This is a genomic window from Bacillus sp. ME78 (assembly GCF_903970865.1).
In the GTDB taxonomy this organism is placed as follows: Bacteria; Bacillota; Bacilli; order Bacillales; family Bacillaceae_G; genus Bacillus_A; species Bacillus_A cereus.
On record NZ_CAJCKK010000021.1, the window covers coordinates 35215 to 49125 of the forward strand.

Here is a 13911-nt window from a genome sequence, read left to right on the forward strand (position 1 = left end):
ATAACACACAAAAAATAGGGGGGGTTGAAATGCCTATATTTTCTTTTTTGTTATTTGTATTTATAAGTAGCTTCACACCTGGTCCCAACAATTTCTTAGCTATGACATACGCAAATCAACATGGATTAAAGAGAAGCATAAACTTTTGCTTTGGAGTAGCATTCGGTTTTTTCATCCTCACTTCTTTATGCAGTTTCTTTAATATTGTATTAATTAATATTATCCCTATAATTGAATTTCCTTTAAAAATTTTAGGTGTCGCGTATATGCTATATTTAGCCTTTAAAATAATTACTAGTAAAGGCGGTGCCGGTCACAATGAAAAAAATAATAAAAACTTATTTACAGTGGGTATTTTCCTTCAATTTATTAACCCTAAAGGAATATTATTCGGACTCACAGTAGTCTCTACTTTTATACTCCCTTACTACAATTCATATTCAAGTTTTCTACTTTTCTCATTATTTCTAGGTATAGTCGGTTTACTGAGTACATTTAGTTGGAGCCTTTTTGGTTCCATGTTCCAAAAACTTTTATTAAAACATAATCAATTATTTAACATCATTATGGCTGTTTTATTAGTTTTCAGTGCCGTTTCAATCGTTATACACTAATTCGATGCTCATTTTAGATTTTGTACTTTTTAATACCACTCTTTATCATTCAGACTACTTTACATACTAATCCATCCACATACCCTATGTGGTTTAAAACTTTTAAGAGGAGACCTTCTAACAATAGGTTTCCTTCCATATCATATTAAATAAGAAGCAGGTTAAATACGGAGGTGATTTTGATTAAGACTACTTTAATTTCTCATTTTTACAATGAAGAATATTTACTTCCGTGGTGGTTAATGCACCATACAAAGCTATTTGATCATGGCATTCTTATTAACCGTGGATCCACTGATCGTTCAGTTGAAATCTGTAAAACATTCGCTCCTAATTGGGAAATACGAAACTCAAAATCATTCGAATTTGATGCTTATTTAGTTGATCAAGAAGTTATGGAAATTGAAAGAGAAATTATAGGATGGAAAATGGTATTGAATACGACAGAATTCCTGTGCTGTTATAATAAAGAACAATTTTTCAAATCACTTAACACTATGGGCGGCAATATGTTTTCAATAAGAATGATTATGATGATTGATGAACCGACTCATGGCTACACTAATCCAAGATATAGCTCTCCGCTTGTTAAACAACGTTATCACGGCATAATAATTCAACCTAATCCAAACCAACTATATCTTAACGGTAGATTAATTCACAATAATTCGCACGGGAACTATAGAGTCGGGAGACATGGTTCGCATTATCCTTATAGCATTTACATGGAACCTGCTTTTATTTTTAAATTTTTTTATAGTCCATGGAACGATGCAATGAAAAAACGAAAATTACAAATTGGGCCGACTCTTTCTCAACATAGTGTACGACGCGGATTAGGTTCTCATCACATAACAACAATTGAAAAATTAGAAAAAAAATACAAATACTATGCAACCTTAACTACGGATCTCCGGTTATTCCCAGAATACCAAATTATATTTCCTGATCTTTGTCCTTAATGTCATGAATATTTAGTTTCGACATCCATCCGTTTTTTATTAACATACCAACTCCAACTAAATACTTTTCTCTAGTAGAAATCTGAGCTAGGACGCTTGCAGCACGCAAACTCCTCTTATTTAATCTCGTATCTCTAGCCTATAATCTTTCATACCATTTCATTAAGCACTTGATGTTGGATCAGAAATAAAAAATCGTAATTCATTTGGAAAATTTTCAATTTCAGATTATATATCTTCTAAAACAAAAAATTCAAACAATAGAACCTAAACTAATGTTTGAAGTTATGGCTTTATTTTTTTCTTATTATTCACTTTAAAATCTTTTTATAATAATATTGAAAAATACGGTATAATATAAATTACTGTTCTTTAGGAGGATCACAATGGCTGATAAGTATAAATTTTTTATTCTCATTGTTACCGCATTTTTTTCATTCTTTTCTTTAATAAAAGATTTCCGCAACACTTCAAAAAGTTTCTTTTGGGGTAGTTTTATCATTCTTACAAGCTTCATGATACTATTAATACATGCTCTAGATTTAACTCAAATACTTTTTTATCCAAAGCAAATTGCGCTTGAATTTATTACAATACCACGTAAATTATTTCTACCATCTGTCACTGAGGCCGCCAGTTTCCCTCCAACACTAAGATAATAATTTGATTAAGAGCTCTTTCTAAAAGAGCTCTCTTTTTTAACATAAACATACCATATACAAAATCCAACCTTAACCACTTAATTACTTATAAGAACCTAACTTATAAAACGCATAATAATTATACTTATTTACTAGTATACAAGCCGTATCTCTTAGTAGAAGCACAGCATAATATACGATACAGGACAAAACTTTCAAAAAACTTGTCTAAGTTAATTCTCAAAAAGGGGTGAATATAAATGCCTATCGTTAAACCTTTTATAGCCGGAAGACGATTTGTAAGTACAGCCGCAACAGGAACTGCTGCTGGTGCAGATTTAACTTTTGCTAACACAGACTTCACTGATGACACTGGTGCTGTAACAACATTCCCTGCTTCTTATGCCTTTTTAACACTTTATATTAATGGTGTTATTCAAACAGGTGATACTATTACTGGTGTGACTACTACAGCTGCTACTATTGTAGGAGGAGCAGTCCTAGATGGAGGCACTCCTATCGCAATTGAATTTACTATAACGTAAATTTAGTTGTCTTTTTAGAGGTTTCATTGAAAGAAACCTCTAATTTTAAAAATTCACATCAATTTTAGTAGCAACTACATAATACAGTGCACATACTAGATAGAATGATAGAATTTTATACTCACTCTCAAAAAGAGCACTTATCTATAGCGATCTTTTATATAGCGCAATAATTTTTCGCCTATTTGCTCTTGGAGAACCGACTAAGCAGTTAGTTAAATTAGCTAACTGCTTTTTCCATATAGTATTTATTATTATTCATAGCTTTATCCGTAATAGTAATGCTTGTGCACTATCTACTATAAATTTTCATATATTGTATTATGCTTGTCCAAAATGTGAAGTTAATACTCACGAAATCTAAATACAAGAAAGGAGTGAAAATATGCGCTCATCCATTCGTAAATTCGCTAATTTTAATTGTGAAGCACAAGCACCTAGTTCACTACCTGCCCTAGGTTTTGCCTTCAATGCTACTTCACCTCAATTTGCAACATTATTTACACCACTACTATTACCTAGTACAGGCCCAAATCCTAACATTACTGTCCCTGTAATTAATGATACAATTAGTACTGGAACTGGTATTAAAATTCAGGTAGCTGGTATTTATCAAATTAGCTATACATTAACGATTAGCCTTGATAACGTTCCATTAGCCCCGGAAGCAGCTCGCTTTTTCTTGACATTAAATTCATCGACTAATATTATTGCAGGATCCGGATCCGCAGTCCGTTCTAATATTATCGGAACTGGCGAAGTCGATGTATCAAGTGGGGTTATTCTAATTAACTTAAACCCTGGTGATTTAATTCAAATTGTCCCCGTTGAAGTAATAGGTACAGTAGATATTCGTTCTGCAGCGTTAACAGTTGTGCAAATTCGTTAATAAAGTGAAACTTTAATCAGCCCTCACCAATCGGGCTTTTATGGGCAGTCCAGCCCCCACCTAACTTCTTTGCTTCCGCTGAATTTTAAGGTGGGGGTCTTACTGTCCGGCAAATAGCAGGATAAAAACAAAAGACTTAGCTAATTAACATTTATTGTTCCTTATACACAATATCTTTTTATAGATTTGACACACATTTATATTAAACAAGCATATTTTATTGTATGACTATATAGTCATACAAATCTAAAGCGTTCATAAAAGCACACTTATATGTGTGCTTTATTTTTAATTAAAACCTACAACATTCTCACACAATATCCATATATTATCTTGATTCCTCTCTAAATGTATGGTTTGTCTCAGAGCGCTTTTAACAGCGCTCTCTTTATTTAAACTCCGATTTTTAAAGTTCGATTTTATGATTTACGTTATTATACACTTGCTACGCTACTTTTGAAACAAGGTATACATCCAAAGACTGTAAGTGAACACTTCAGTTATAAAGATATGTTCATAACATTAAATCGCTATTCACATGTTTTGCCTGGAATGCAGGTGGATGCTGTTAAAATATGTAGTGAAAGACCATTTGGATAGTAATATTTGTAAATATAAAAAATGCGGTTTCTCCTCTCAAGAGAAACCGCAACATATCAATGCTTTTACTATATTTTAAACTGACTCGTATACAAATCAAAATAAAACCCTCTATCTTCCATGAGAGATTCATGATTCCCTCTTTCTAAAATATTTCCATCTTTTATAACAAGAATTTGATCTGCTTTTTCAATTGTTTTAAGTCGATGAGCGATCACAAAACTTGTGCGACCTCTCATTAAATTATTTAGTCCTGCTTGTATTTGTAATTCTGTTCTTGTATCAATATTTGATGTCGCTTCATCGAGAATTAATATATCTGCATCTGCTAAAATTGCTCGTGCAATCGCTAGAAGTTGTTTTTGTCCTTGACTTAAATTCGATCCTTCTGAAGCAATTTCTGTTTCATATTGATTTGGCAAATGCTTAATAAAAGAATGTGCAGATGCTGCCTTAGCTGCAGTGATAACTTCTTCATCAGTAGCATCTAAGCGTCCATAACGGATATTATCCATAATCGAACCAGCAAATAAATACGTATCCTGTAAAACTACTCCTATTTTACTTCGTAAAGAATTAATATCATAATCTTTTATATCTTTTCCATCAATATGAATTTGTCCTTGCTGTATATCGTAAAAGCGAGTTAACAAATTAATGATTGTTGTTTTCCCTGATCCAGTCGGACCAACTAAAGCAATTGTCTCTCCTGGCTGCGCTTTAAGACTCACTTCTTTTAAAATCGTTTTATTTTCTGCGTAGCCAAATGAAACATTCTCAAGTGCAACATGCCCTTGTAAATTTTGTACAACGAATGCGTCTTTTTTATTTTGAATTTCTGGTACCTCATCCATAATTTCAAAAACACGTTCTCCACCAGCAACTGCCGCTTGAATTGTATTCATTAAAGTCGCAAATTGACTTAGCGGTCTTGAGAATTGACGAGAATAATTAATAAAAGCCGCAATAACTCCTACTGTTGTCATTCCGTTTAAAACCATAACTGATCCAGTCCCAATGACAAGCCCCATACCTAAGTTATTAATAAAGTTCATACTTGGAAAAATAAAAGCTGAAAATGTATCAGCCTTCGTAGCTGAAACTCTTAGCTGTTCATTAATTTTATTGAAATTTTGTACAGTTTCTTTTTCTTTTCCGTACAACGTTGTAACATCCGCACCTGTAATTGCTTCCTCAATAAATCCATTTAATTCACCTAAATCTTTTTGACGCTTTGCAAAGTTTTTACCACTATATGCAACTAGTTTTTTTGTAACGTAAAACATAATAGGTACTGTAATTAAAGTTACAATTGCTAAAATCCAATTTAAGGCGAACATTGCAATCGTTACACCTATAAAAGTTAACGCTGATGAAATGATTTGTACAACACTTTGTGTCAAAGCTTGATTCAAATTATCTATATCATTTGTCACACGGCTCATTAAATCACCTTGAGAACGCACATCAAAGAACCGTAAAGAAAGCGTTTGGATTTTCTCAAAAATATCTTGTCGTATTTTTTGAATTGTTTTTAATGCAACGTTAATCATGACAAACGTTTGTAACCATGTTAAAAGTACAGTTACACCATAAATCGCGATAAGTAACATACACATTCTTGCTGTACCACTTAAATCTTTCGGTACAATATATTGATCTATAATAACTCCCATAAAATAGGGACCTAATAATCCAAGTAATGTAGTAACAACGACTAGAAATATAACAAACATAAGAGCAGCTTTTTGATAGCCCATATAGTTCCATACCCGCATTACAGTTCCTTGAGCATTTTTAGCTTTTCCCATCTTTGGGGTGTTTCGTCCACCTTTATTAGCAAATTGCCCTTGAAAATTACGCATGTTCTTCCCCACCTTCTTTATCCAAATTACCACCTTGGGAAAGATAAATTTCCTGATAAACCTCACTTTGTTCTAACAATTGTTCATGTGTACCATTGCCAACTAATTCACCATTATCTAATACAAGTATTTTATCCGCATCCATTATGGAAGAAATTTTGGACGCAATTAATAAAGTTGTTGTGCCTTTATATTTTGTTTTTAAAGCTATTTGAATAGTAGACTCTGATTTTGCATCAACTGCTGATGTAGAATCATCTAATATGAGAATTGGTGGCTTTCTCACAAGTGCCCTTGCAATTGATACACGTTGTTTTTGTCCACCTGATAGATTTGTCGCGCCTTGTGTTAAATTATATTGATAAGATTCTTCCAGCTTATTGATAAACTCAGTCGCACAAGCTGATGCAGCTGCTACTTCCAGCTCGTCATGTGTTGCATCTTCTTTACCATAACGTAAATTTTCTTCTATACTGCCTGAGAACAACAACGCCTTCTGAGGTACAAACCCTATTGAAGCACGGAGTTTTTGCAAATCATATTTTTTAACATCTATTCCATCTATACATATTTCACCATGATCCACATCATATAGACGTGGTAACAGTTTCGCTAAGGTAGATTTACCACTTCCAGTTGATCCAATAATTCCTACTTTTTCACCTTTTTGAATGCTAAGCGAAATATCTTTTAAAACGTATTCATTATTTTTCGTATAGCTATAACTAACATTTTTAAATTCGATATTTCCTTCAATTTTCTCAGGTTCGATCGCATTCGCTTCGCTTATAATATCAACCTCGGTATTTAACACTTGCTGTACACGATCCGCAGATGGAAAAGCTCGCGCAATTTGAATAAATACCATGCTAATCGACATAAGCGACATTAAAATGATATTCAAGTAATTAATAAATGCCAAAATCGCTCCTACTTGAAGCGTTCCATCAAATACTTTTTCTCCACCAATCCATAATGTTGCGACAATCCCGCCACTTACAACTAGCATAATGATTGGCATCATTAAAGAAATAAGTTGCACAGCTCGAATATTTATCTTCGTTAAATTTGTATTTACATTTCCAAATTGAGCGATTTCGTATTTTTGTCTTACATACGCTTTTATAACACGCACACCAGATAAATTTTCTTGTAGCTTTGTATTCACTTTGTCTAATGCCTCTTGCACCTTTTTAAATGTACCACTTGCTTTACTTGCAATTAAAATAATCGCAAGTAATAAAATCGGAACAACTACAAGTAATATTGGAAATAACTCTCGCGCTGTTACAAAAACAATAATTATACTTCCGATAAATAACAGTGGACCACGAACGAGAACACGTAATGTCATCGTCATTGCCGATTGAATGGAAGTGATATCATTTGTCACGATTGTTAATAATTTACCTGTTCCAAATGAGTCCCGATTATTACTAGAAAATGTTTCTATTTTCGCAAACACATCTTTTCGTATGTCTGTAGCGAAATTAACAGCTGCTTTTGTAGAATACATCATACACCCAAGCCCTCCAACTAAACCGAGTGCTGCTGCTCCTATCATAAGAAGCCCCATTTTTATTACATAATTTAAATCCCGATTTGCAATCCCAACATCAATGATATGTTGCATAATAGTCGGTTGAATTAAGTCCATCGCAACCTCAAGTACCATAAATAGCGGCCCAATAATAGCGAAGAACATGTATGGTTTTAAATACTGTAATAACTTACGAAATGATTTCATACATAATCTCCTTTTCCCATGAAATTACCACTGAATAATTCATATCCCTCCTTATTTAAGCGATATTTTTTGTAATTTCTTCATTACTTCTATTATATTATGTAAATTAATATTTAACATTATTAAATGATAAGTATTAATGACTTTCTGGTCAATAAATGTGCTTTATATTATGTAAATACAAAAACCGCATTCTTAATGAAAAGAATACGGTTTTTAATCTATATTTCTTCAATTGTAAAATTTAAAAACTCAGTCTCAAATCCCTTATTTTTAGAAGGACTACACGTGTAAAAACCTATTTTAATAGGCTCATTCCCTATATCCTCCATTAAATGAGCGATTCTTATTTGTTCCCATTGATGGCTCTTTTTCACATATATTGTATAATCACCGCGTTTTCGAATAATTCGAAAACGCAGTTGTTGCTTAGCTGCTTCAGTTGGATAATCTTGCGTTGACCAGTCAGAATATCCATTATTCGTTACGACAGCACCTAAGTGAGATGGCCCTTCAGGGATATATTCTAAAGATGTTTTTAACCAACAGTTCTCCGAAATCATAACAAAAAGACCTGCTTGATCGAATTTTGAATTTGGATTCATACGTAACTGAACTTCAGCTTGAAAGTCTGTCATCATCTCATTATAAAATACATGACCATTCATTACTTCAAAACCATAATGTGTTTTAAGCCAAAAATCGGTTTCTGCTTTCGAACGGACAATAAACGCATGATTATCATTAATCTTATAATATTCAGGTACATTCATTATAGTGAGTTGCTCAATACGTTCTGGTATATACGATATATTCATAGCTCCTCCATAATAAAGCATTTATATAGACATTTAAAACTCCGCTAATACTGGGAATTTATAACCTTTAAAATCTAACTCTTTATCACTTCGAACCATTAAATACTTGCTAGACTGTACTTCTGTAAACTGTACATCCTCAACCCCTAATTGATCCGGAGAAAAATAAAATTCGATTTCCGTAAACCTTTCATTGATTTCTCCACATAATTCATCTAAAACCGGAAGTACTGGCGCAAATACTCCAAATAATTTCAACTTTTCATTTTCTACTTCATAAACGATTAGAGCATCTAGTTTCTCTGAATAATACAATTTCTCATTCCATTCCGAATCATACATATTCATATAAAATGAAGGATGGAAGTTTAAAGTTGAAAAACTATTTGAAAGTCTTTGGCTACTATCAATAGTTTCATGTATTAACTGTCTATTCTCTATATTATAGTAATCTAACTTTTTAAGTAGTGAATCGTTATTATTAATATTTTTATCATATGGTATAGTCATCAAATATTCCTGCACAACTTTAAATCCAAATGCTGTATATAGTTCAGGGTTTTCCGTAAACAATAATGCACATTCACATTTCTTATCGATTTCTTCTATCATTTTACCCATTAATTGTGTCATTAACCCTTGTCTACGGAAATTAGGGTGTGTCATTACTGATTGAATACCCGCCGCATTTATTTTTTCACCATTAATTAATAATGGGAGTGAAAATGCCGCAACATTTGCAATCACTTTATCTTCTTGTAAAAACGATAAAGCTTTATATGTATCATCCCAATATCCTTTATCCGAAAAATCATTCAATGTTTGAGTTTTAATTCCAAACACTTCTTCAAATAAAGGAAATAACTGCTCTCTTTTCGGTTCTTCTATTAGAAGACTTGCCAATTTTTCAACATTCCCCATGTTGTACCTCCAAATGTTAAATTCCATTAAATTAGATATACTTATATGACCTACTCTTAAAAATAGAGGTCTTACCAATCAATATACTATCATAAAACATAAAAAAAAAGTCTAATTAATTTTATGTTTTGACTATTTGAAAATAAGTCGAATAAAACAATATTAAGATTTCTGGATATTAATTAGTTTATTATATAAAAATAGCGCTTTCTAATTAGCTTTTACTAATAGAAATACACTATTTATAATAAAATATTTTTATTCTTTTATCCCTTCAAGTCTTTCCTTCGTATTAATTTCTTCTCCACTTATACGCTTTTCAAAAGACTTTCTCCAACTACTTGAAAGTGCATTTACTTCTAATATTCTTTTTACCCCTTCAATATTTTGTTTTTCCTTATGCATGATACGATTAGCAAACGCTATTGAAACACCTTTCGGATCAGACTGTAGACTTTTTAATGTATCGACTGATGATACCCATCCTTCTTTTAATACACGAAAATAAAATCCTGTATATCCTGTTTCTTGAAAATATAGTGGTAACTTTGGAATATTATATTTTTTTGCTAATTTAAAACAAGGTTGCCTTGGTTGTGTTACCTGTACGATTGCCTCTCCGAGCTCAAACGTATCACCAATACAAACATCCTCTTCGCGCATACCACTAACTGTTATATTTTCTCCGAAAGCCCCATATACAAGATCTTGATTCAATTCTTTTTCCCAGTATGGATAGTGATCACCAGTATAAACACAAACTGCTTTATCTACTCCTCCATGATGAACTAAGTCCGCCTGTCCATCTCCATTAAATCTTACAAAGGATAAATATACCGGTTCCTTTACTTGTTTCTTATTTATGCCTGTATGAATTACTTTTCCGCCGTATATAACCTCTTTTGGTAATCCTATATTTAAAGATAATAATTGATATTCATTAGCCATTCTATTTCCTCCTTTACAGGTGTTACATGTATTTTCTCTCGATTAATTTTTACAACCCTCTCTGTTACATAAAGATGATTATAAAACCTCTAAAATCATTGTTCAATTCAATTATTTATATAATAATGATAGGTATAACCTATCATTATACTTGAGGTGATTCCAATCGAATTACGACAACTTGAATACTTTTTAGCTGTTTCAAAAGAATTACATTTCACAAAAGCAGCTGAAAAATTAAATATTTCACAGCCTTCACTAAGTCAACAAATACGTGCATTAGAGCATGAAGTAGGAATGCCACTTTTCGATCGAATTGGTAAAAAAATATCATTAACTGAAGCAGGGAAGATTTTATTATCACATAGTAAAACCATTTTTCATGAAGTCGAACAAGCTCGTTCAGCTATTCAAGACCTAAACGGATTACAGCAAGGTTCCTTAACAATAGGGGCTTTGTTAACCGTCGTAAATTATTTACTACCAACAGCTATTTTAAATTTTAATAATTTATATCCTAATATAGAGCTTTCTGTATTAGGGCTTCGTACAGGAGATATTCGTGAAAAATTATTACAAAACGAACTAGATATTGGAATTACATTTCTCCCGGTGCAAGATAAAGAGATTATCTCCATCCCTCTATACAAAAGCGATCTTACATTGGTCGTGCCCACTGGTCATCGATTAGCTGAACGTAATCATGTATCTATTGCTGAATTACAGAACTACCCTTTAATTCTTTTACCTAAAAATTTCTTTTTAACCGAACTAATTACATCTCATTGTCAAAAGTTAAACTTTAAACCAAGGCCAATTTTAGAAATTAGTACGATGGAATCTTTAATCCAAATGGTTTCCAAAGGAATGGGAATTACAGTGTTACCCAAACCATATATAGACTTTTTACAAAATAAAAACATTCAAGCTATTAAAATAGAAAACCCTACTCCAATAATTGAAATAGGGCTAATTTATAGAAAAGATAAATATATGTGTGCTGCAACTCGAGAATTTATTGAGCAACTAAAAATCACAGTACGTTCTTTCCAAAACTAAGCAAAAGAGATTATCCTATGAAACCGTTTCACAACAATTTAGTAGAATAATCTCTTTTCAAAACAAAGTAAACATTATATTTAACTCTTATAAACTTTAATGTACCTTTTTAGATATTGGAATATATTTAGTAAAATATGCACCAACTAGCAATAATACAATTGAAAATAACCAAGTAAAAGCACCGCCAAAATGAAACCAATATGCAAACATATTTAAGATTGCAAGTGAAAAGAAGCAAATAGAAGTTACCGCACTTTTCAATCCTTTTATCCCAGACTTTTTTCTCTTTTGATAAGCAATATACATCGCAATGACAAGAAAAAAGATAAGAACAAATGGTAACATAACTTTTAGTATTGATAATCCCTCCAGTATAAATGCACTCTTTACATCACCATCTTATCCCATTTATCTTTTAGGTATCAATTCATTCTTATCTTCCTTCCAAAAGTCAGTATAAGTTTTATTTTTAAAGTTCACGTTCACCTCAGAAAACGGCATACTTCCTCCAACTTTCAATGAATACCAGTCGTTTAAAAGTGGTGATCCGAAACAAATCTTCATTGTACGATCATGTAAATCGAATAATACAGAATGTAAAGTTCCAAACCATTCTTCATAGTTATGCACAGTAAGTCCAGCAGGATATTCTTCTTCTACTAACTTTTTTAAAGACTCTATGCTTACTTGTTCACATCTATTTAAATGCTCATGTAAAAGGTGATATCTCTTTGTTGATTGTTCTAATTTCCTATTATTTAATTTCTGAATTGATGAACTAACTGCATGGTTTGTTGATACAATAAAAGCTTGTTTTTCACCATCAATCGTTATTGTGGATTTATGACCGTCAAATATTTCAATATATGCTGCATTTAAAGGATCAGCTATTATTAAATTAATATTACTAGCAATTGGGATTTCTTCTATTAGTAACTTAGCTTCCTGCACATTTTTACATTTCTCCAACAACAATCGAATTACCGCAAAACATTGTAAACCACCCACCATTGGCTTTCTTAAACCTGCAATATTTCCTACTGGTTGACCACATGCTGAAAATGTAACAGCTAATCCATGCTCGTTTATCCCTTCCGTTCGGCCAAAATATTGAGTAGAAAAGCCACTATGTGCATACGCACCTTTAACATGAGTTGAACAAAAACGCATATCATCTATTACTGGTGACAAATCATAATTCCTTAATACATATGTGTGCTCTAAATCGGTCTTTTTAGGTAATACTGCACAATGACTACAACCTGCTTTCAATAGTGTTTGATAGTAATACATCATATTTTTTGAAGGAATTTTTAACACTTCACAAAACCCCTCAATTTCTTCATTTATGCCTGGACAATGTTTGTTTAGTATATTTCTCGATTCTGTCCAATGGTTATTAGATATTACATTTTCTTCGTGTATAAATTGCGGGATGAGATACGGATTTTGTTTCACGAATTCCCCTTGTTGCTTTCCAATCTCATAATAACTTCCTTTTAATGATGAAAAATACCCCTTTACTTGATACATCAAACTCCCCCTCACATTGGATATATCCATATCGTACCAAATGGATTTCATTCATCCTTGATGTTTTTTACTATCTTTCTTTAACACCATCCCATTTTAATATCTCCACTAATAATTATTTACTAGACAATTAAAGTTTTGTTAATATTGCTGTAATAGCTTTATTTCAAAATAAAGTAGTTTGGATATCAAATGAGCAAAATACTTTGTTAAACCCACTTATAAGCAATCATCTAATTCATGAAATCAAAAAACTTATTTATCAAAATAAAAGGAGAATTTATGTATGAGTAGTTGCAAACCAATTGATAAATTAACTATTGAGGACCTAAAACAAAACCCCATTTGGGAATGGGCAATAGATGAAGAGGAAAACGAAGAACATGACGAAACATGGGTAAAACCAGCGGCAACTACTAATTTTACAGAAGAATTAAACGGTTCAATCGTACTAGGCGAATTATTCTTACATAATGGTGAAAAATTCCCTATGATGTGTGAAATTGATATTGAAGGTGACGAGGCCGTAATTCGTTCTGTTGTTTATTATAAGGAAGCAAAAAATGAGTATATTGCTATAGAAGATATTGTGAAAACGGTCGAAATGCCGTTATCGATTATTATTAATCTTACAATTCATGCAGAATCCAAAACCTTACGCTTCACTGCACATAAAGTAGATATTTATAAAAATTCAATAACGACTAATTTTAATTAAAGTTGGCCGAAATAAAGAAAACAATTATGAAATACAAACTGGGGAATC

At 32.1% G+C, this 13911-nt stretch carries 14 protein-coding genes; 7 read left to right on the forward strand and 7 right to left on the reverse strand.

The annotated features are described in order from the left end of the window. The first annotated feature begins 29 nt into the window (after positions 1 to 29). From H6481_RS20305 to exsF, 5 genes are all read left to right on the forward strand, one after another. Positions 30 to 614, forward strand: coding sequence for a LysE family transporter (locus H6481_RS20305; protein WP_001121273.1), 585 nt, complete (start codon positions 30 to 32; stop codon positions 612 to 614). Between the two features lie 179 nt (positions 615 to 793). Further along, positions 794 to 1576, forward strand: a complete 783-nt coding sequence (locus H6481_RS20310) for a glycosyltransferase family 2 protein (RefSeq protein ID WP_182812976.1) — start codon at positions 794 to 796, stop codon at positions 1574 to 1576. 386 nt (positions 1577 to 1962) lie between these two features. Next, positions 1963 to 2235 (forward strand): hypothetical protein, encoded by a 273-nt coding sequence (locus H6481_RS20315; RefSeq protein WP_000774115.1) that lies wholly within the window; start codon positions 1963 to 1965, stop codon positions 2233 to 2235. 242 nt (positions 2236 to 2477) lie between these two features. Continuing rightward, the gene (locus H6481_RS20320; protein WP_001123247.1) at positions 2478 to 2762 is read left to right on the forward strand and encodes a DUF4183 domain-containing protein; all 285 of its coding nucleotides are present in this window, start codon (positions 2478 to 2480) and stop codon (positions 2760 to 2762) included. A gap of 385 nt (positions 2763 to 3147) precedes the next feature. Next, a complete protein-coding gene (exsF, locus tag H6481_RS20325; protein ID WP_001257871.1) occupies positions 3148 to 3651 on the forward strand; it encodes an exosporium protein ExsF in 504 nt (167 codons plus the stop codon). Positions 3652 to 4319: 668 nt separating this feature from the next. Here exsF and H6481_RS20330 read toward each other — a convergent pair. The 5 genes from H6481_RS20330 to H6481_RS20350 all read right to left on the reverse strand — a co-directional run bounded on the left by H6481_RS20330 (position 4320) and on the right by H6481_RS20350 (position 10550). Continuing rightward, entirely contained in the window at positions 4320 to 6116 is a 1797-nt protein-coding gene (locus H6481_RS20330; RefSeq protein WP_016081661.1) for an ABC transporter ATP-binding protein, read from the reverse strand. After that, positions 6109 to 7863: an ABC transporter ATP-binding protein gene (locus H6481_RS20335; protein ID WP_182812978.1), complete on the reverse strand. Its 1755-nt coding sequence runs from the start codon at positions 7861 to 7863 to the stop codon at positions 6109 to 6111. Before H6481_RS20335 ends, H6481_RS20330 begins: the two co-directional genes overlap by 8 nt. 221 nt (positions 7864 to 8084) lie before the next feature. Next, entirely contained in the window at positions 8085 to 8681 is a 597-nt protein-coding gene (locus tag H6481_RS20340; protein ID WP_016109944.1) for a DUF1349 domain-containing protein, read from the reverse strand. Between the two features lie 33 nt (positions 8682 to 8714). Next, complete coding sequence (locus H6481_RS20345; RefSeq protein ID WP_098356012.1) at positions 8715 to 9602, reverse strand: GNAT family N-acetyltransferase; 888 nt, start codon at positions 9600 to 9602, stop codon at positions 8715 to 8717. A gap of 258 nt (positions 9603 to 9860) precedes the next feature. Then, complete coding sequence (locus H6481_RS20350; protein WP_097987769.1) at positions 9861 to 10550, reverse strand: MOSC domain-containing protein; 690 nt, start codon at positions 10548 to 10550, stop codon at positions 9861 to 9863. Positions 10551 to 10706: 156 nt separating this feature from the next. Here H6481_RS20350 and H6481_RS20355 point away from each other — a divergent pair, with 156 nt between their 5' ends. Continuing rightward, positions 10707 to 11609, forward strand: a complete 903-nt coding sequence (locus H6481_RS20355) for a LysR substrate-binding domain-containing protein (RefSeq protein WP_065483522.1) — start codon at positions 10707 to 10709, stop codon at positions 11607 to 11609. Positions 11610 to 11705: 96 nt separating this feature from the next. On the opposite strand, the gene H6481_RS20360 is transcribed toward H6481_RS20355, so the two are convergent. Continuing rightward, complete coding sequence (locus H6481_RS20360; RefSeq protein ID WP_000936604.1) at positions 11706 to 11957, reverse strand: hypothetical protein; 252 nt, start codon at positions 11955 to 11957, stop codon at positions 11706 to 11708. Positions 11958 to 12020: 63 nt separating this feature from the next. After that, positions 12021 to 13145, reverse strand: a complete 1125-nt coding sequence (locus H6481_RS20365) for a C45 family peptidase (RefSeq protein ID WP_182812980.1) — start codon at positions 13143 to 13145, stop codon at positions 12021 to 12023. Positions 13146 to 13431: 286 nt separating this feature from the next. Between H6481_RS20365 and H6481_RS20370 the strand changes: the two genes are divergently transcribed. Then, entirely contained in the window at positions 13432 to 13863 is a 432-nt protein-coding gene (locus tag H6481_RS20370; protein WP_000093107.1) for a hypothetical protein, read from the forward strand. Positions 13864 to 13911 lie beyond the last annotated feature (48 nt).

Bases quoted from the DNA above. Each gene is read 5' to 3' on its own strand.
- H6481_RS20315 (WP_000774115.1), top strand. From the start codon at position 1,963: ATGGCTGATAAGTATAAATTTTTTATTCTCATTGTTACCGCATTTTTT.
- exsF (WP_001257871.1), top strand. From the start codon at position 3,148: ATGCGCTCATCCATTCGTAAATTCGCTAATTTTAATTGTGAAGCACAA.
- H6481_RS20350 (WP_097987769.1), bottom strand. From the start codon at position 10,550: ATGGCTAATGAATATCAATTATTATCTTTAAATATAGGATTACCAAAA.
- H6481_RS20370 (WP_000093107.1), top strand. From the start codon at position 13,432: ATGAGTAGTTGCAAACCAATTGATAAATTAACTATTGAGGACCTAAAA.
- H6481_RS20330 (WP_016081661.1), bottom strand. From the start codon at position 6,116: ATGCGTAATTTTCAAGGGCAATTTGCTAATAAAGGTGGACGAAACACC.
- H6481_RS20365 (WP_182812980.1), bottom strand. From the start codon at position 13,145: ATGTATCAAGTAAAGGGGTATTTTTCATCATTAAAAGGAAGTTATTAT.
- H6481_RS20340 (WP_016109944.1), bottom strand. From the start codon at position 8,681: ATGAATATATCGTATATACCAGAACGTATTGAGCAACTCACTATAATG.
- H6481_RS20305 (WP_001121273.1), top strand. From the start codon at position 30: ATGCCTATATTTTCTTTTTTGTTATTTGTATTTATAAGTAGCTTCACA.
- H6481_RS20320 (WP_001123247.1), top strand. From the start codon at position 2,478: ATGCCTATCGTTAAACCTTTTATAGCCGGAAGACGATTTGTAAGTACA.
- H6481_RS20345 (WP_098356012.1), bottom strand. From the start codon at position 9,602: ATGGGGAATGTTGAAAAATTGGCAAGTCTTCTAATAGAAGAACCGAAA.
- H6481_RS20335 (WP_182812978.1), bottom strand. From the start codon at position 7,863: ATGAAATCATTTCGTAAGTTATTACAGTATTTAAAACCATACATGTTC.
- H6481_RS20360 (WP_000936604.1), bottom strand. From the start codon at position 11,957: ATGTTACCATTTGTTCTTATCTTTTTTCTTGTCATTGCGATGTATATT.